Genomic DNA, 13,401 nt, shown 5'->3' on the forward strand with positions numbered 1-13,401 from the left:
CATTCAGCTTCCGACCCCATTGCGGACATTTCTTTGCGCGCGTAAAAAGGCGATTGAAATTGGGGGGACAATGTTGCGTCAGCCTGCCGGGCGGATCGAATCCGAACACTTCATGAGAAGCGTTAAGTCGACCGTCGCCAACACATTCCGATTGTCGGGACGCTCTCGCCGGAGCGAGTTCATATTTTATTGGGTTGCGGTAGCCGCAGTGGGCATGATCCCCTTTGTCCTGCATGAAGCTATCTCTTACGGCGGCGACATCGGACGATCCGTTTTTGTACTTTCGGCTATCTTACTAATCCCCTTCCCAGCACTATTAGTGCGTAGGCTGCATGATCAGAACCGCAGCGGCTGGTGGGCTTTCGCATGGGCTCCTGCCGTTTTAACAGGGATCGTCAAAAGTGGAGAACCGATAGGCTTAGCTCTTGGCATCCTAGTGGGGCTCGGAAATCTTCTTGTCCTAGCGTTCCTGCTCTGGCCGGGTTCAACCGGCTACAACAGGTTCGGGCCGAGCCCCCGCGCCAATGTGAATAGCAGCTTTCCACCCAAAGCTTGTCGCGCTTCTCGCATGCGGAGGAACCTAGAAGCGGTCGATCAGTACTGCTGAGCGACCGCTCCTTTCGTCAGATTTCGGTTCTCTCCGCCAGCAGCAAGGCGTCTTCGACATCTACGCCAAGATACCGGACGGTGTTCTCGATCTTCGTGTGGCCGAGCAGAATTTGGATAGCCCGGATATTGCCGGTGGCACGATAGATCATAGCCGCCTTCGTTCGGCGCAGCGAATGCGTCCCGTATTCTGCCTTTCGCAGTCCAATCGCAGTCACCCATTCATCAACCAAACGCGCATACTGTCGCGTGCCCATATGGCCGGCGTAATCCACACGGCTCGGGAACAGATAGTCGCCTGTCGACCCGCCCCGGCGCTCGATCCATGCTAGCAGCGTGGCTCGAACGTCGGCCGTGAGTTCGAACTGCACGGGCCGATTGGTCTTCTGCTGAATGACGGTAGCGCGATTTCGTATCTCAGCGCCCGCAACCACGTCACCAATCTTGATCTTCACCAGATCGCAGCCGCGTAGCTTGCTGTCGATGGCGAGATCGAAAAGAGCCTTGTCCCTCAATCGTTCCTCGCGATCGAGATGGAAGCGGATCGCCCAAATCTGTTTCTGCGTCAGTGGGCGCTTCGTTCCGACATTCTTGCCAGCGTTCCAAGCCTGACGATGCCGCGTCGCTGCATCAAATCCTGAGTTTCCCATTCTGTTTCTCCTTGGCCATGATTGGCCAGAGGGAGAACGCTCGAGATGGTGCAGATTGGGCCGGTTGCTGACTGTCTGCTTTGGGCAGGCAACCAATGCAAATCGGCCATTTTGCTTCCGACCCCATGGCAGACCACCCATGTATGCCCAGCACCTGTTCAATGGCAGCCGTTTGTCGTGTCTCTACAATACATCAGGTAGCAGAAGCCCATGAAGTTCATCACTCTCAATCGCGCCTCGACCCTTTCCGTTGGGCTGAGCTGGCCGGGTTTCCGGCTCGTGAAGCAGCAATGCCGCTCGACCATACGCGCCTAATCGATACTTCTCTGCGCTTGGCGCAGATGCCATTGCCCGCTTCGTTCGCGACGGCTTCGTCTGGGTGGGTGCTGCATTTTCATCCCAGGTGGCCGCAGAAGTGCGCGCGATCCTGTGGGTGGCCACGGGATGCGATCCCGATGACTCGACCACCTGGACCCGGCCCGTCTCGAGCGGTTCGATCAGGCTCCGTTTCACGAAGCGGCAAACACAACCGCCCTGCATACAGCATTCGACCAGCTTGTGGGCAAAGGTCGGTGGCTGCCGCGGGGCGGACTCGGAACATTTGCTGTTGGCTTTCCATCTGCCGAAGAACCTGGAGACGACGGGTGGCACATCGAGGTCAGCTTCGCTTATGAGAAGCCCGACTTCATGGAGTGGCGGGCCAATGTGCACCGCAAGGGCCGCGCCCTGTTGATGCTGTTCCTATTCTCGGATGTGGGTATTCACGATTCCTCAACGCGCATTCGGGTCGGCTCGCATATCGATACAGCGCGACAACTCGCACCGGCCAAGGAAGCCGGTCTGACCCTTCGAGAGTTGGCCTCGGACGGATTCGCCGGATCGGCCCATCGCCTGGAGCAACTGGCAACGGGTCCGGCCGGCAAGGTGTATCTGTGCCACCCTTTCCTCGTGCATTCTGCATATAAGGATTACGGTAAGCAGCCGCGCTTCATTGCGCAGCCGCCACTGCTACCGCGTGAGCCGATCAGTCTCGAGCGTTCCGACAATAGCTACTCGCCGGTCGAGAAGACTATTCTGAGGGCTTTGGGCAGGTGACGCGGTCAGAATTTGACGCAAAGGCGTGTCTGCCAGCATGACGCGCCTTGCAAATTATATATTGCGCACAATATAATTGGATACTATTTATCCTGCTGTCTAACCGTAAGGAGCTAACATGAAAAATTTCTACAACACTCGCGTTAACGCCTATGGTGGCCGCGCCGGAAAGGTCAAAAGCGAAGATGGCATTCTCGAGCTCGACCTCGCTCTACCGAAGGAACTCGGTGGCAAGGGCGACGCGACTAATCCCGAGCAACTCTTCGCTGCTGGTTATGCGGCTTGCTTCGAAAATGCCGTGATCCATGTAACGCGGGCACAGACCGACAAGGTGGGTGACGACGACATTGAAGTCTCCTGCCAGGTCGGCCTCTTGCCGAATGGTAATGACGGGTTTAATCTCGCTGTCACACTGGATGTCGAAATTGCCGGGGTCAATCAGGCAAAGGCTGACGAGATCGTGAAGAACGCCCACGCTGCTTGCCCCTATTCCAACGCAGTTAGCGGAAACGTCGATGTGAAAATTAATGTGTTCGCCCAATGAATGACGGAGTGGCAGCAGCACAGGACCCGCGCGATCCCTTGTTGCTCGATCGACAGGTTTGCTTTCCCCTTTATGCTGCCACCAACCTCCTCAGCCGCCTCTATGGCCCTGTTCTTCGGGAGCTGGGTCTCACCTATCCGCAATATCTGGTCATGCTGGTATTATGGGAGAAAGAACCCCAGACGGTGGGCTCCCTCGGCGCGCGGCTTTACCTCGATAGCGGAACTCTCACCCCTCTGCTGAAGCGTATGGAGGCCGCCGGCCTGGTTCGACGAACACGCGATCCGGAAGACGAGCGCCGAGTGGTTATCGAACTGACCGAGAGTGGAAAAATACTGCGCAACCAGGCAGTGTATGTTCCCGAAACCCTCGCGAGGGGGCGCAAATCCGAAGGGATTGACGAACTGCGGGACAGCGTGCGCAGGCTTGTCGAACTGCTTGCGGAGCAAACCGGCTCGAAGAGGTGAAGCCTCTCAGCAGGTGTCGCACGTCTGCGAGGATTGCCTGTCCGATCTTCGTGGGGCGTCCACTGGGACGCTTGGCGATAGTCGAGCGACCTTGCGATGCAGTTCGTTTCCTCTCGCCCGCCCGCGTAAATGAGGACTGCCGACCCGACTTTACAGACCTATCTCGACCGCAATGTCGCCGGTGCCACTCTACTGGTGGCACCCGAGACCGGACAGCCAACATCGGGCGATCCGATCGAAATCGTCCTGACCGGCCCCGACATGTTGAAGCTGCAAGAGCTGTCGCAGGACGTGCAGGCGCTGCTGGAAGACGAGGTTGGCGTAGTCGACGTTCGCGACAATCTCGGTAGCATCAAAGGTGAGATCGCACTTCAGCCAAACCGCGAGGCTTTCCGATGAATCGGCAAGGTCAGAGACGTCGAGCCGTTCCACCGACCTGGCTCTTGCCGATATCCCGTTCAACCATGGCCGCCGCATTTCTGGAGAATGGCCAGGCGCGGACCCTGTGGCTGTCGGGCGTTCACCGGAGAAGTGCCACGAAGGCCGATGCCAAGATCCTTGCCGGACAGGATCTGGACTATTCGCTCGACCCCTTTGATGACCAGAGCTTCTACCGGTCGGCCGCGCGTTCGCGCAATGCCGCGCTGGAAGTTACCGTGGGCGTGTCGCCCAAGGCCTCGCGGGTCTGGCTTGGCAAGGCAAATTCAATCGAAGGGTTTGCCGCTTCGGCGGCGCTGCTCATCAACGCTGTCGCGGCCGCGAAGCAAGGAACCGCCGAGCCATTCCGCTTTCTCGCAACCCCGGTGCAGGCGCTCGACCCTGCACAAGTCAAAGGCGGATAAAGACCGAACCCAGGTCGCTTTGTTGCCACCGTTCGAGATGTCCTTAAGCCCAATCCATCTCCGTTAAGCCGACTAATCCTATTGTCCGATATGGGCATCGCTCCGACGCCCTCGAACCGACGTCCGCTTTCGGAACGTAGCCCTCAATGCTCGGATGACTGGGATGAGAGGGCGAAGCCGACCTGAGCGCATGCCATGCGAACATCTGCTTCTGGCGAACCGCCGAGTTGGTGGTTAGGACCGACATTAGAGTCGCAACCCGCCATTCCACTTTTGACCATCCAGTCTACGCAAGCGCCAAGCCCCAGACTATTTGTCGAAACCCGGGCGGATCGGCGTTTTCTACTTGGACAAGGCGATGCGGGTAGAGTGGGCAGGCACAATCGTTTATGCTAGCCAAAGTGAGCCGGTTCTGTACGAAGTCATTCTGCCGTCGAAATGTGGGATCGCTTCGAACTGCCTTTCTCCTCGCGCACCTGACCCACGAATTCGAGAAGAAACGCAGTGCTCAAACCGAACATGACGAGGCCGTTGGCAGCCACGATCGCAGACAGCAGCCGCACATCCTGCGAGAGGATAACGTCGCCGAAGCCTAGCGTCGTCAGGGAAACCGTTGCGAAATAGAGCGCCGGTTCCAGCGCTTCGAAGGCACCCAATACAATAAACAGGCCCGCCCAAATCCAAGCCGCCAGCGTGATAGCGAGCAGCATCCATATCGTAGAAGCGGCAAGAAGCAAGGTCGCTCCAAAGCGTGTTGTTCGCGTGCGAGGCGGCGTGAAGCGATCATCGACTGAGAAGGCTATTGCGGCAAAACACGCTTGCATGATGATGGTAAGTGCAACGGTCACCGTTCCGATCGCGAGTTGAGCGACGATACTCATCGTTGATGATCCTCAATTTTATCAATTTGATTTACTCCTCCGATTATTATCAGTCTGCAGTGGAGTCTCGCTCATTCTGAGCTTCTACCCGCCGACAACAGCACGACTTGCACATGCAGTCCTCGGCCCGGCTTGGACCGGAACGAGACGGAGCCGCCTATGGCTTCGGCAAGTCCGCAGACGATCGCTAAGCCAAGGCCGGCTCCGCCCGTCTGTCGATCGCGTGACGGATCGAAACGGGCATAGGCCGTGCCTAACGTCAGTTGTTGGTCGGGCGCAACTCCCGGGCCATCGTCCTCAAACGACCAGCAGGTCTTACCGCCATCCGAAACATTCCTTACCGTGACGGTCGAGGCGTGGCGCAGGGCATTATCGACGAGGTTATCAAAAATCCGTCCGAGCGCGGTGGGATCACCCAGCACATGGCTTGCCGGCGAAAGGTCGAGGCCGATGCGGTCCTCATCTGAATGCAGCGCCAATAGATCACCAGTCAGAGCCGTAAGGTTGACCTCCACCGTCGCCCAGACCGCGGCGTCGTTCTCTTTATAGTAAGAGGGCGACGCTGCGCTTCGTGAAAGTTTTGAGGTCAGGAGAGAGGCTCCCGACCGGCCCGTCATGGAGAAAACTCATGGGCTCCGCCGCGAACCCGAACTGCCCGATCATCTCGATATCGCACGAGAAACGCCGGACTCGTTACCGACCGGCGAGTTCGCGATTTTCGACGATGACCCGGATGAAGCTGCGCGCGCATCGGCCTTGCGGCGACGGATGCAAGGGCTGGCGCGACAGGCCTCGCAACCCCGACGACGGCATTGATCTGTAGGAGATCGTGATGCGAAGCGTTACTAAGGGTTTATCGAGACGCTCGGGCGGCGGTACGCCTCTGGCAGAACATTGCTCGACGAGATTCCAGAGCACATTGAGCCGGGGCCATCTTCTGGACACTCCGATCACGATGAATCCGAAGGATACTGAAATATCTTTAGGTTCAAACCAATGCAACGAAGTTACTGATTTATAAGATATGCGCCAGCTTACCGCCCATTCGTCGAAAAGACGACGCCAGTGCGAAGTGCAGCCATCACGAAATCAAGTTCCTTGTCCAGGCTGACGGATTGGCTGCCATGATATTCGGGACCCATGCCCCTCAGTATTTCATAATTCGGCAAGGAGAATAATAAGTCGAAGACTATCTTAGCGATCGCCGGGAAGTCTGAGAACGCAATTTCTCCGTTTGCGTAGCCGTCCTTTAGAATTTGGTTCATAACGCCGGTAACGTCAGCCACGGCTTTGGCCCTGATCTTGTTCTGCAAATCGGGGCGGTAATTGGCAAGCCATGTCAGCAAGGTCTGTATGCCGCGGCCTTCTGCGGTGAGCGAGGCTTCTAGAAATTTATGCGCAACGGCTTCGAGGCGCTCGCGAATGGGGCCATTGGCAGGAAGAGTGCTCACCGGACGGATGTGCTTCGCAATACCATAGTCCATCGTCGCACATAGCAGTTCATCCTTGGATTTGTAGCGTGCGTAAAGTGTTCGCTTCGATACGTGGGCCGAAGCGGCGATCGCGTCCATCCGGGACGCATCGAGGCCCTTAGCGATAAATTCCTGCAGCGCTTCCTGCAATATGTGCTCGCCTAGTTTCTCGGCCTCCTCTTTTGAAGGACGACCGCCGCTTGAGGTTCTGCGGGGAAGTGACATCTATTCTCTCACTATTGCATTGGTTCGGCCATCTGATCTGCTGCCCAGTAGGACGAGGCCTTTGTGGTATGGCCAGGCAAAGCTCCGCAGCGGGCAACGCGGACTAATGATGCCCACATGAACGCTTGCCTGCCGCAACGGAAAACGGCATGGTACCGGTGAGTTTACTTTCTTTCATCGCCGGCGCCAGCAAAAATGGCCTTTCCCCCAAGGCAATCTCTCCGATCGATCAGTGAGCCGAGCTTTAGCGGTTGGAATGCAATCTCTGTCTTTCGTAGGTTCGTAGGGTTGAAGCCATTGCGGAACTGCGATGGCCAGCGCCTTCCAGATAATATCCCGATCGGACCGATATCGGTTCTCCGTCTTTCTGCCCTTTTATTGCTGGTCGCCTGCGCCGCCTTAACACCGGCTTCCGCTCAAATCGCTCCTGTGGCGGAGCCGATGGCCGAGCAGGCCGCTGAAGTGGCTACCGACCCTTTCGGTCGCGAGACGCCGCGTGGAACGGTGACCGGCCTGATCAGCGCCCTGGCGGCGAAGGACTACACGAGGGCTGCTCACTATTTCCACCTGTCTGCGGAAGAGGATGAGGCTAAACTTGTCGATCAAGGAGCGATCTGGGCCACCAAGCTGCAAGCCGCGCTCGACCAACAGGGGACGCTCCTGCCTTTCGGTGCCTTGTCGAACGAAGCGAGTGGGCGTCTCGACGATGAACTGCCGGCCGACACCGAAGAGGTAGGCAGGCTCGGCGGCGAGGAAAGTCTGCCGATCCTTCTCACCCGGACCGACAGCCCTGTCGGCAGCGAGGTCTGGGGGATTTCGCAGGAGACCGTTGAAGCTCTCGAAGCAGTGTCTGTGGCGGCGACAAATCCGGCTGAACCGGAAGACGGTGAAAGCGCCGAGGTGGCCGGAGCCCCGCTGCAGGACTGGGCTCTCTTGCTCGGGAGCGCAGCCGGCAGTTTCTTTCTCTACTGGCTTATATCGGCCGGACTTCTGGCCATCATGCGGCGTTTTGTGGCCGACCGCGAGAAAAGCGCGATCTACCGCTTCACGCAGGCCGCCTTGCCGCCGCTCAGCCTGTTTCTCGCAGTGGTGACCTTCCACCTGTGGACGGGCAGCATCGAGGCGTCCATCGTCGCGCGCCAGACCTTGCTGCGCTATATCGGTATCGTTGGCTGGGTAGCGCTTGCTTGGTTTGCGCTGCGCCTGGTCGATGCCATCGCACGCGTTGCTAGTGCCCGGATGGAACGCCGCCAGCGGCGGCAGGCAGTGTCGGTCGTCGTCCTGTTGCGGCGTACGGCAAAGATAGTGCTCTTCCTATTGGCGACGGTAGCGGTCCTCGACACGCTGGGGGTCGATGTGACCACGGGCATTGCCGCATTGGGCATTGGCGGCATCGCCTTGGCGTTAGGCGCACAGAAGGCCGTGGAGAATTTGATCGGCAGCCTGAACGTCATCGCAGACCGCCCTGTTCAGGTCGGAGACTTCTGCCGCGCGGGAGATATTGTCGGCACCGTAGAGGATATCGGTATGCGCTCGACGAGGATTCGCACGAATGAACGCACGCTCGTCACCATCCCGAACGGTGATTTTTCCTCCCGCGAGATCGAAAACTTCGCCAAGCGCGACCGCTTTCTCTTCAATCCCACGATCGGCGTCGAATACGGTATCTCCGCAGGCCAGCTGCGCCGGGCCGTGGAGATTATCGAGCAGATCCTGCGCGATCACCACCTGATTGAAAAGGATGGCCTCCGTGCTCGATTTGCTCATTTCGGCGAGAGCTCGCTGGATATCGAGATCTGGTCCTACATCATGGTTGCCGATTACGCGGAAAGCCGACTGATCCGGCAGGAACTGCTGCTGGCCATTTTCGAGAGGTTGAAGGCAGCCGGTCTCGCTATCGCCTACCCGACGCGGACGGTCCATTTGGTGACCCAGGAGAATGACGTCGGCGCGTAGGTCGCCGCGCCCAGATGGTATTCACAGCAGCCAATCGATCGGCGTTTTGCTGAGAAGGCGAGTGAGCACTCGCGACCACCATGTGGTTCCAGGCTCGGCCAGTTCACATTGACGGACATCGTCGCGCATGTCCATCCAGTTCAGTCGGCCTTTGTCATCCACGACGATTTTGTAGGAGCCGGACGCGATCATGGTATCGAAGGCGTGGTGCATCTGTGCCGCCAGATTCTCACTCTGGATGACGATCCCGAGCTCAGTATTGAGAGCGAAAGAGCGCGGATCGAAATTGAAAGAACCGACAAAGACCCGACGGCCGTCTACAGCGAACATCTTGGCATGCAGGGTGGCATTCTCGTTTGTGTTGCGCGGCGAAGGTCGACGCAGAGATTTGCGGGTGGTCTTGGGCCGGTCTCCAGGGGCAGGCATCTCATACAGACGCACCCCCGACTTCACGAGAAAATGCCGATGCTTTGCATATCCGGCATGAACCATAGCGACATCGGTCGAAGCAAAGGAATTGGTCAGGACGCGCACATCGACCCCGTTGCGTGCCATTTGCGCAAAGGCCCTGGCACCTGATGAGGTCGGCACGAAATAGCCCGAAACGACGAGCAATTCCCTTTCCGGTTGACCGATGAGACCCCTGAGGACGCTAGCCATGAGATCGCCTTGACGCGATTGTCCGAGAACCTTGGCGGGCCGATCGCTGACCAGCTCGACGGGCACCCATTCGAATTCAATCCGTCCGGCCCGCGCACGCTCTAGCAAAACAGATCCGGCGGCACGGCTTAGATAATCGGTCGCGGAGGGGCCGGAAACTGACCGCGTGAAATCAGTTGCCCCGCTTGCCGCGTACTGCTTCGGATCTTCCTTCACGATGCAGTCGATTTCGACTGCAGCGGGAAAATTCCAGAACGCATCGAAACATTCGGAGACTTCTTGCACCACCGCGCCTACGCAAAGCGCATCCACATCGGCAAAAATCCCCTGCTCTCGGTTGGCGAAGTACTCGTCTCCGACATTACGCCCGCCGACACAGGTTATCTGATTGTCGACTGTAAAGCTTTTCGAATGCATCCTGCGATTGACGCGGTGGAAATCCAGCAGGAAATCGAGCGGCTTGAAGTGTCGGTTTCGAAACGGATTGAAAATGCGGATTTCGAAATTGCGGTCGCTGGCCAGCCAGCGCAATTTGCGGTCGAGGCCGGGAATGCCGTTATCGTCAACCAGCAGACGGACCCGTACACCCCGCGCTGCCGCTCTGCGCAAGTCTTCCAGCAGGAGATTACCGGTCAGATCGTCGCGCCAGATGTAATATTGCAGGTCGATCGATCTTTCGGCCGCGACGATGAGTCGAGAGCGGATGGCAAACGCGTCTATGCCGTCCTCGACAAGTGCAACGCCCGTCAGGCCGGGATGGCCCACCGCGTGCTTAGCGACACTTAAGCCGATTGCGGAAAGTGCCGTATTTCCGAACGCATGAGAAGCTGCGCGCTGTATCATGAACGGAGGGTGCCGGTCGCGCATCCGCGTTACGGTGCGCTGTCGGGAGGCGTTGTCTGCGACGGAACAGCAGGGCCAATGTCCGGTTCTGTTCCGGTTAGTGCAACCGACCTGTTGCACAGCTTTCTCGTCATCTTTCGGTCGCGAGTCGGGTCTGTCACGACCGCGCGACCCGAAGTCTGGCCACGCATCCCCATGAGACCGCAAGGACCGGGATGGTCGCCGCCTTCCGCTTGCGGATCGGTCACGGCCTGTAAGACACGCAAAGTGCCGTGCTCGGCATCGCGACACGCCAGCAGCACGCGCACGCCTTTCATCGCCAGGTGCGGGGCGATCTCGTAGCCGGTGCCGCTATTGGCGCCGTTAACGACGGCCGGCCGTCCGGATTGATGGGGGATATCGGAAAAGGCGAAGCTCATGCGGTATGTTCGTCCCGGTGCCATGACGGGCGCTAATCCTCGGAACTCGTCGTTTCGGGCACGGCTGATGCGACAGTGTCCGGATCCGACGATGGCGGACTATCCTGCCATGCCTGTGCCCGACCGCGCTCCACGCCATAGTCGAACAGCGTGCGCATATAATCCTGCTCGAAAAGATCGTGCTCGTCCGCGTCGAAGTCCTGCTCGATAAAGGTCAAGTGATATCCGGCGCCGGTCGATCTCGCCCAGACATAGGCCGAGGCCACACGGTCCTGGAGGCTGGAGAAGAGCATCACCTCAAGCGTCCGCTTGGCGATGCTGGAGAGACCTGCTTCGATCAGCTCGAACTCGCCTGCCATCTTGCCGTTGACCAGCAGATACAGCTCCGTTGGGGACTGGCTGTCCCGCAGGATCTGGTCGTTCGCGACCGGCGGAGCGGCCATCAGGGTCGCAATGGTGCCGCCATCGACATGGAGTTCGCTGATTCGCTCTCCCTGCGCTTCCATCTCGATCAGCACCGGGGGGAACTGCACCGGGACGGAGCTGCTGGCGAGCAGGATGCGCCGGAAAAGGGCATAGCGACCGGGCGCATCACCGGCCGCGATCGCTCCCATGTCCCAGATCGCATTGCCGGGGCGGTCGAGGCTGACGGTGCCGACGAACAGGCGCCGGCCCTTGCGGTGCTCTTCGCCGATGGCATCGATCACCGCATCAGTGGCGAAGCGGGCGATTAGAGCCTCGAGCGGCCCGGTCGTCGCGACGCTGGTCGAGAACGGGATCGCCAACGCGAAGCGGTCCTTGTAAATGTCGTCGGGCGTGATCTCGGTATAGGCGCGTTTCAGCTCGTCGTCGTAGTCCGGCCCGAGCAGCGCGAAGGGGGCGATGAGAGCCCCGGTGCTGACTCCAGTGACCACGGCAAATTCAGGTCGCTTGCCGGTTTGCGACCATCCGTTGAGAAAACCCGCACCATAGGCCCCGTCATCCCCACCGCCCGACAGCGCGAGCACGCGCAGTGGCTCGCCCGGCGGTGGCGGGGCGATCGAGATCTGTGTCAACAGGTCGGGGGAATTGGCCCAATGGCGGATTTTCGGCGAATCCGGCGCGTGCGCGGCTTCGATCTGCGCGGCCTCGAACGGTTGCCGGTCGAAGCTGGCACAACCGCCAAGCAGCAATGCGGGGCCGAGCACTCCCAGGACGAGCGTTCGCACCAGGTCGATGGCCTGTCCCGGCATCATGGTCAGGCGGAGTTCTTTACGGGTTCGCATCGCCATCCTTCTCGGAAATCTCTGGGGGATCAGCCTCCGGCGCGTTCCAGCTTCCGCCGAGCGCCAGATTGAGCGTGACGAACTGCTCGCGTTCCATGCGCTCGATCGTCGCCAGATCGCTGCGCGCAGTGATCGCCTGCTGCCGGATCTGCAACACGTCAAGCAGGCTGCTTTCGCCGACCCTGTACCGCAGATCCTCGATCCTGAGCGCTTCCTCTATCTCGCGCACGCGGATGACGGCCGCGTCCCGGCGGCGGCGAAGCACCACGCCGCTGTCGAGCGCGGTTTCCACCTCCTCGAAAGCGGCCAGCGCGGCGCCGGCATATTGCGCGATCGCCGCGCGCAGTTCGGCATCGGCAATGTTTTCGCCGGCAGCCAGCGCGCCGCCCTGGTAGATCGGCGCCGCGACATTGCCGCCAATGCTGAACAGGGTCGCGGTAGGATCGAAGATATTTTCAAGGGCGTCCGACACCGCGCCCGCCAGCCCCGTGAGCGACAGGCGCGGCAGGCGCGCCTTGCTGGCCTGGTCCTCGGCATGCAGTGCGGCGGCGACGCGCCGCTCGGCCGCGACCAGATCGGGCCGCCGCTCGAGCAGCGTCGAAGGCAGCCCGGCAGGCGGCGGCGTTGGCATGGGCGGCAAGTCAATTCCCGAGGCGAACTCGGCCGCGGGATAGCGCCCGACCAGTAGTTCGAGAGCACGGATCGCCTCGCGCCGCGCGCCCTGTGCCCGTGCGAGAGCCTCGCGCGCCTGTTCGAGATTGGCGCGGATCAGTGCCAGATCGCCATCCATCGCGACGCCCTCGCGGACCTGCAGACCCACCAGGCGATGCAGATGTTCGAGCGTATCAACCGCTTCCTCGGCCAGCCCCACCTGCCGCGAAGCCTCGATCGAGACCAGATAGGCGCGCGCCACGCCCGCGGCAATCGATTGCCGGGCCGCGAAATAGTCGGCGCGGGCAGCCGCCTCGTTCTCGAGCGCGGCATACCAGCCATCGCTGATCCTGCCCCACAGGTCGATTTCCCAACTCGCCTGCGCCAGTCCCAGAAAGCTGGTGCTGTCATATTCGATGCTGGACGGCACCGGCAGTCCGGCCTGCCCGCCGATTTCGATATCATCGATCTCGATATGGCTGCGCGAACCCAGGCCGACCGCCTGAACGGCCGGACGCAGCCCGGAACGCGCCTGACGGGCAAGTGCTGCGGCGCGCTGGACCTGCGCCGCGGCGGCCTGAAGATCACTGTTCTTCTCCTGCGCTTCGGCCACGAGCGCGGCGAGGCGCGGGTCGCCGAAGGCGGCGACCCATCCGTCCGCGACCGGCCCTGCGGCATCGGCGACTGCCCGCCAGCGTTCCGGCAAAGGCGGCAGGGCCGCGCGGGCGGGTGCGACCGGACCATCGCCGACCCTGTCGGGATGCGAGCAGCCTGACACCAGCATCAGGCCGAGCAACATGGCGGTGAGAGGGACGATGCGCATGG

Annotated in this window: 15 protein-coding genes; 7 read left to right on the forward strand and 8 right to left on the reverse strand. The window is 60.0% G+C overall.

Annotated elements, in window-relative coordinates; genetic code table 11:
- Nucleotides 1-112: 112 nt before the first annotated feature.
- Entirely contained in the window at nt 113-607 is a 495-nt protein-coding gene (locus LOZ74_RS18270) for a DUF805 domain-containing protein (RefSeq protein WP_370638895.1), read from the forward strand.
- 16 nt (nt 608-623) lie between these two features.
- On the opposite strand, the gene LOZ74_RS01510 is transcribed toward LOZ74_RS18270, so the two are convergent.
- Nucleotides 624-1,256, reverse strand: a complete 633-nt coding sequence (locus LOZ74_RS01510) for a tyrosine-type recombinase/integrase (RefSeq protein ID WP_230292594.1) — start codon at nt 1,254-1,256, stop codon at nt 624-626.
- 558 nt (nt 1,257-1,814) lie between these two features.
- On the opposite strand from LOZ74_RS01510, the gene LOZ74_RS01515 reads away from it, so the two are divergent.
- The 5 genes from LOZ74_RS01515 (at nt 1,815) to LOZ74_RS01535 (ending at nt 4,204) form a co-directional block, all read left to right on the forward strand.
- On the forward strand, nt 1,815-2,351 hold the full coding sequence (locus LOZ74_RS01515) for a hypothetical protein (protein ID WP_230292595.1): 537 nt from the start codon (nt 1,815-1,817) through the stop codon (nt 2,349-2,351).
- Between the two features lie 118 nt (nt 2,352-2,469).
- Complete coding sequence (locus LOZ74_RS01520; protein ID WP_230292596.1) at nt 2,470-2,895, forward strand: organic hydroperoxide resistance protein; 426 nt, start codon at nt 2,470-2,472, stop codon at nt 2,893-2,895.
- Nucleotides 2,892-3,362 carry a MarR family winged helix-turn-helix transcriptional regulator gene (locus LOZ74_RS01525; RefSeq protein WP_046903469.1) on the forward strand — a complete coding sequence of 157 codons (471 nt, stop codon included), beginning with the start codon at nt 2,892-2,894 and terminating at the stop codon, nt 3,360-3,362. The genes LOZ74_RS01520 and LOZ74_RS01525 overlap by 4 nt, the downstream gene beginning before the upstream one ends.
- Before the next feature lie 129 nt (nt 3,363-3,491).
- Nucleotides 3,492-3,761, forward strand: coding sequence for a hypothetical protein (locus LOZ74_RS01530; RefSeq protein ID WP_046903470.1), 270 nt, complete (start codon nt 3,492-3,494; stop codon nt 3,759-3,761).
- A 65-nt stretch (nt 3,762-3,826) separates the two neighbouring features.
- The gene (locus tag LOZ74_RS01535) at nt 3,827-4,204 is read left to right on the forward strand and encodes a hypothetical protein (protein ID WP_063612560.1); all 378 of its coding nucleotides are present in this window, start codon (nt 3,827-3,829) and stop codon (nt 4,202-4,204) included.
- A gap of 422 nt (nt 4,205-4,626) precedes the next feature.
- On the opposite strand, the gene LOZ74_RS01540 is transcribed toward LOZ74_RS01535, so the two are convergent.
- From LOZ74_RS01540 to LOZ74_RS01550, 3 genes are all read right to left on the reverse strand, one after another.
- Nucleotides 4,627-5,085 carry an ion channel gene (locus LOZ74_RS01540; protein ID WP_230292597.1) on the reverse strand — a complete coding sequence of 153 codons (459 nt, stop codon included), beginning with the start codon at nt 5,083-5,085 and terminating at the stop codon, nt 4,627-4,629.
- Between the two features lie 71 nt (nt 5,086-5,156).
- Complete coding sequence (locus tag LOZ74_RS01545; RefSeq protein WP_230292598.1) at nt 5,157-5,702, reverse strand: HAMP domain-containing sensor histidine kinase; 546 nt, start codon at nt 5,700-5,702, stop codon at nt 5,157-5,159.
- A gap of 417 nt (nt 5,703-6,119) precedes the next feature.
- Nucleotides 6,120-6,782 carry a TetR/AcrR family transcriptional regulator gene (locus LOZ74_RS01550; protein WP_230292599.1) on the reverse strand — a complete coding sequence of 221 codons (663 nt, stop codon included), beginning with the start codon at nt 6,780-6,782 and terminating at the stop codon, nt 6,120-6,122.
- 441 nt (nt 6,783-7,223) lie between these two features.
- Here LOZ74_RS01550 and LOZ74_RS01555 point away from each other — a divergent pair, with 441 nt between their 5' ends.
- Complete coding sequence (locus LOZ74_RS01555; protein ID WP_230292600.1) at nt 7,224-8,738, forward strand: mechanosensitive ion channel family protein; 1,515 nt, start codon at nt 7,224-7,226, stop codon at nt 8,736-8,738.
- 21 nt (nt 8,739-8,759) lie between these two features.
- On the opposite strand, the gene LOZ74_RS01560 is transcribed toward LOZ74_RS01555, so the two are convergent.
- The 4 genes from LOZ74_RS01560 to LOZ74_RS01575 are packed head-to-tail and all read right to left on the reverse strand — an operon-like array spanning nt 8,760 to nt 13,399.
- Complete coding sequence (locus tag LOZ74_RS01560; protein WP_230292601.1) at nt 8,760-10,241, reverse strand: phosphatidylserine/phosphatidylglycerophosphate/cardiolipin synthase family protein; 1,482 nt, start codon at nt 10,239-10,241, stop codon at nt 8,760-8,762.
- A 29-nt stretch (nt 10,242-10,270) separates the two neighbouring features.
- Nucleotides 10,271-10,660, reverse strand: coding sequence for a hypothetical protein (locus tag LOZ74_RS01565; protein WP_230292602.1), 390 nt, complete (start codon nt 10,658-10,660; stop codon nt 10,271-10,273).
- 32 nt (nt 10,661-10,692) lie between these two features.
- Nucleotides 10,693-11,931, reverse strand: coding sequence for a patatin-like phospholipase family protein (locus tag LOZ74_RS01570; RefSeq protein ID WP_063612557.1), 1,239 nt, complete (start codon nt 11,929-11,931; stop codon nt 10,693-10,695).
- Nucleotides 11,912-13,399 carry an efflux transporter outer membrane subunit gene (locus LOZ74_RS01575; RefSeq protein ID WP_053833465.1) on the reverse strand — a complete coding sequence of 496 codons (1,488 nt, stop codon included), beginning with the start codon at nt 13,397-13,399 and terminating at the stop codon, nt 11,912-11,914. The genes LOZ74_RS01570 and LOZ74_RS01575 overlap by 20 nt, the downstream gene beginning before the upstream one ends.
- Between the last annotated feature and the right edge of the window lie 2 nt (nt 13,400-13,401).

This window comes from Croceicoccus sp. Ery5, assembly GCF_020985325.1.
Taxonomy (GTDB): domain Bacteria; phylum Pseudomonadota; class Alphaproteobacteria; order Sphingomonadales; family Sphingomonadaceae; genus Croceicoccus.

Excerpts from the sequence above, each read along its gene's own strand:
- LOZ74_RS01530 (WP_046903470.1), top strand. The coding sequence starts at position 3,492 with ATGAGGACTGCCGACCCGACTTTACAGACCTATCTCGACCGCAATGTC.
- LOZ74_RS01520 (WP_230292596.1), top strand. The coding sequence starts at position 2,470 with ATGAAAAATTTCTACAACACTCGCGTTAACGCCTATGGTGGCCGCGCC.
- LOZ74_RS01510 (WP_230292594.1), bottom strand. The coding sequence starts at position 1,256 with ATGGGAAACTCAGGATTTGATGCAGCGACGCGGCATCGTCAGGCTTGG.
- LOZ74_RS01550 (WP_230292599.1), bottom strand. The coding sequence starts at position 6,782 with ATGTCACTTCCCCGCAGAACCTCAAGCGGCGGTCGTCCTTCAAAAGAG.
- LOZ74_RS01575 (WP_053833465.1), bottom strand. The coding sequence starts at position 13,399 with ATGCGCATCGTCCCTCTCACCGCCATGTTGCTCGGCCTGATGCTGGTG.
- LOZ74_RS01545 (WP_230292598.1), bottom strand. The coding sequence starts at position 5,702 with ATGACGGGCCGGTCGGGAGCCTCTCTCCTGACCTCAAAACTTTCACGA.
- LOZ74_RS01555 (WP_230292600.1), top strand. The coding sequence starts at position 7,224 with ATGGCCGAGCAGGCCGCTGAAGTGGCTACCGACCCTTTCGGTCGCGAG.
- LOZ74_RS01540 (WP_230292597.1), bottom strand. The coding sequence starts at position 5,085 with ATGAGTATCGTCGCTCAACTCGCGATCGGAACGGTGACCGTTGCACTT.
- LOZ74_RS01570 (WP_063612557.1), bottom strand. The coding sequence starts at position 11,931 with ATGGCGATGCGAACCCGTAAAGAACTCCGCCTGACCATGATGCCGGGA.
- LOZ74_RS01535 (WP_063612560.1), top strand. The coding sequence starts at position 3,827 with ATGGCCGCCGCATTTCTGGAGAATGGCCAGGCGCGGACCCTGTGGCTG.
- LOZ74_RS01525 (WP_046903469.1), top strand. The coding sequence starts at position 2,892 with ATGAATGACGGAGTGGCAGCAGCACAGGACCCGCGCGATCCCTTGTTG.
- LOZ74_RS01560 (WP_230292601.1), bottom strand. The coding sequence starts at position 10,241 with ATGATACAGCGCGCAGCTTCTCATGCGTTCGGAAATACGGCACTTTCC.
- LOZ74_RS01565 (WP_230292602.1), bottom strand. The coding sequence starts at position 10,660 with ATGAGCTTCGCCTTTTCCGATATCCCCCATCAATCCGGACGGCCGGCC.
- LOZ74_RS18270 (WP_370638895.1), top strand. The coding sequence starts at position 113 with ATGAGAAGCGTTAAGTCGACCGTCGCCAACACATTCCGATTGTCGGGA.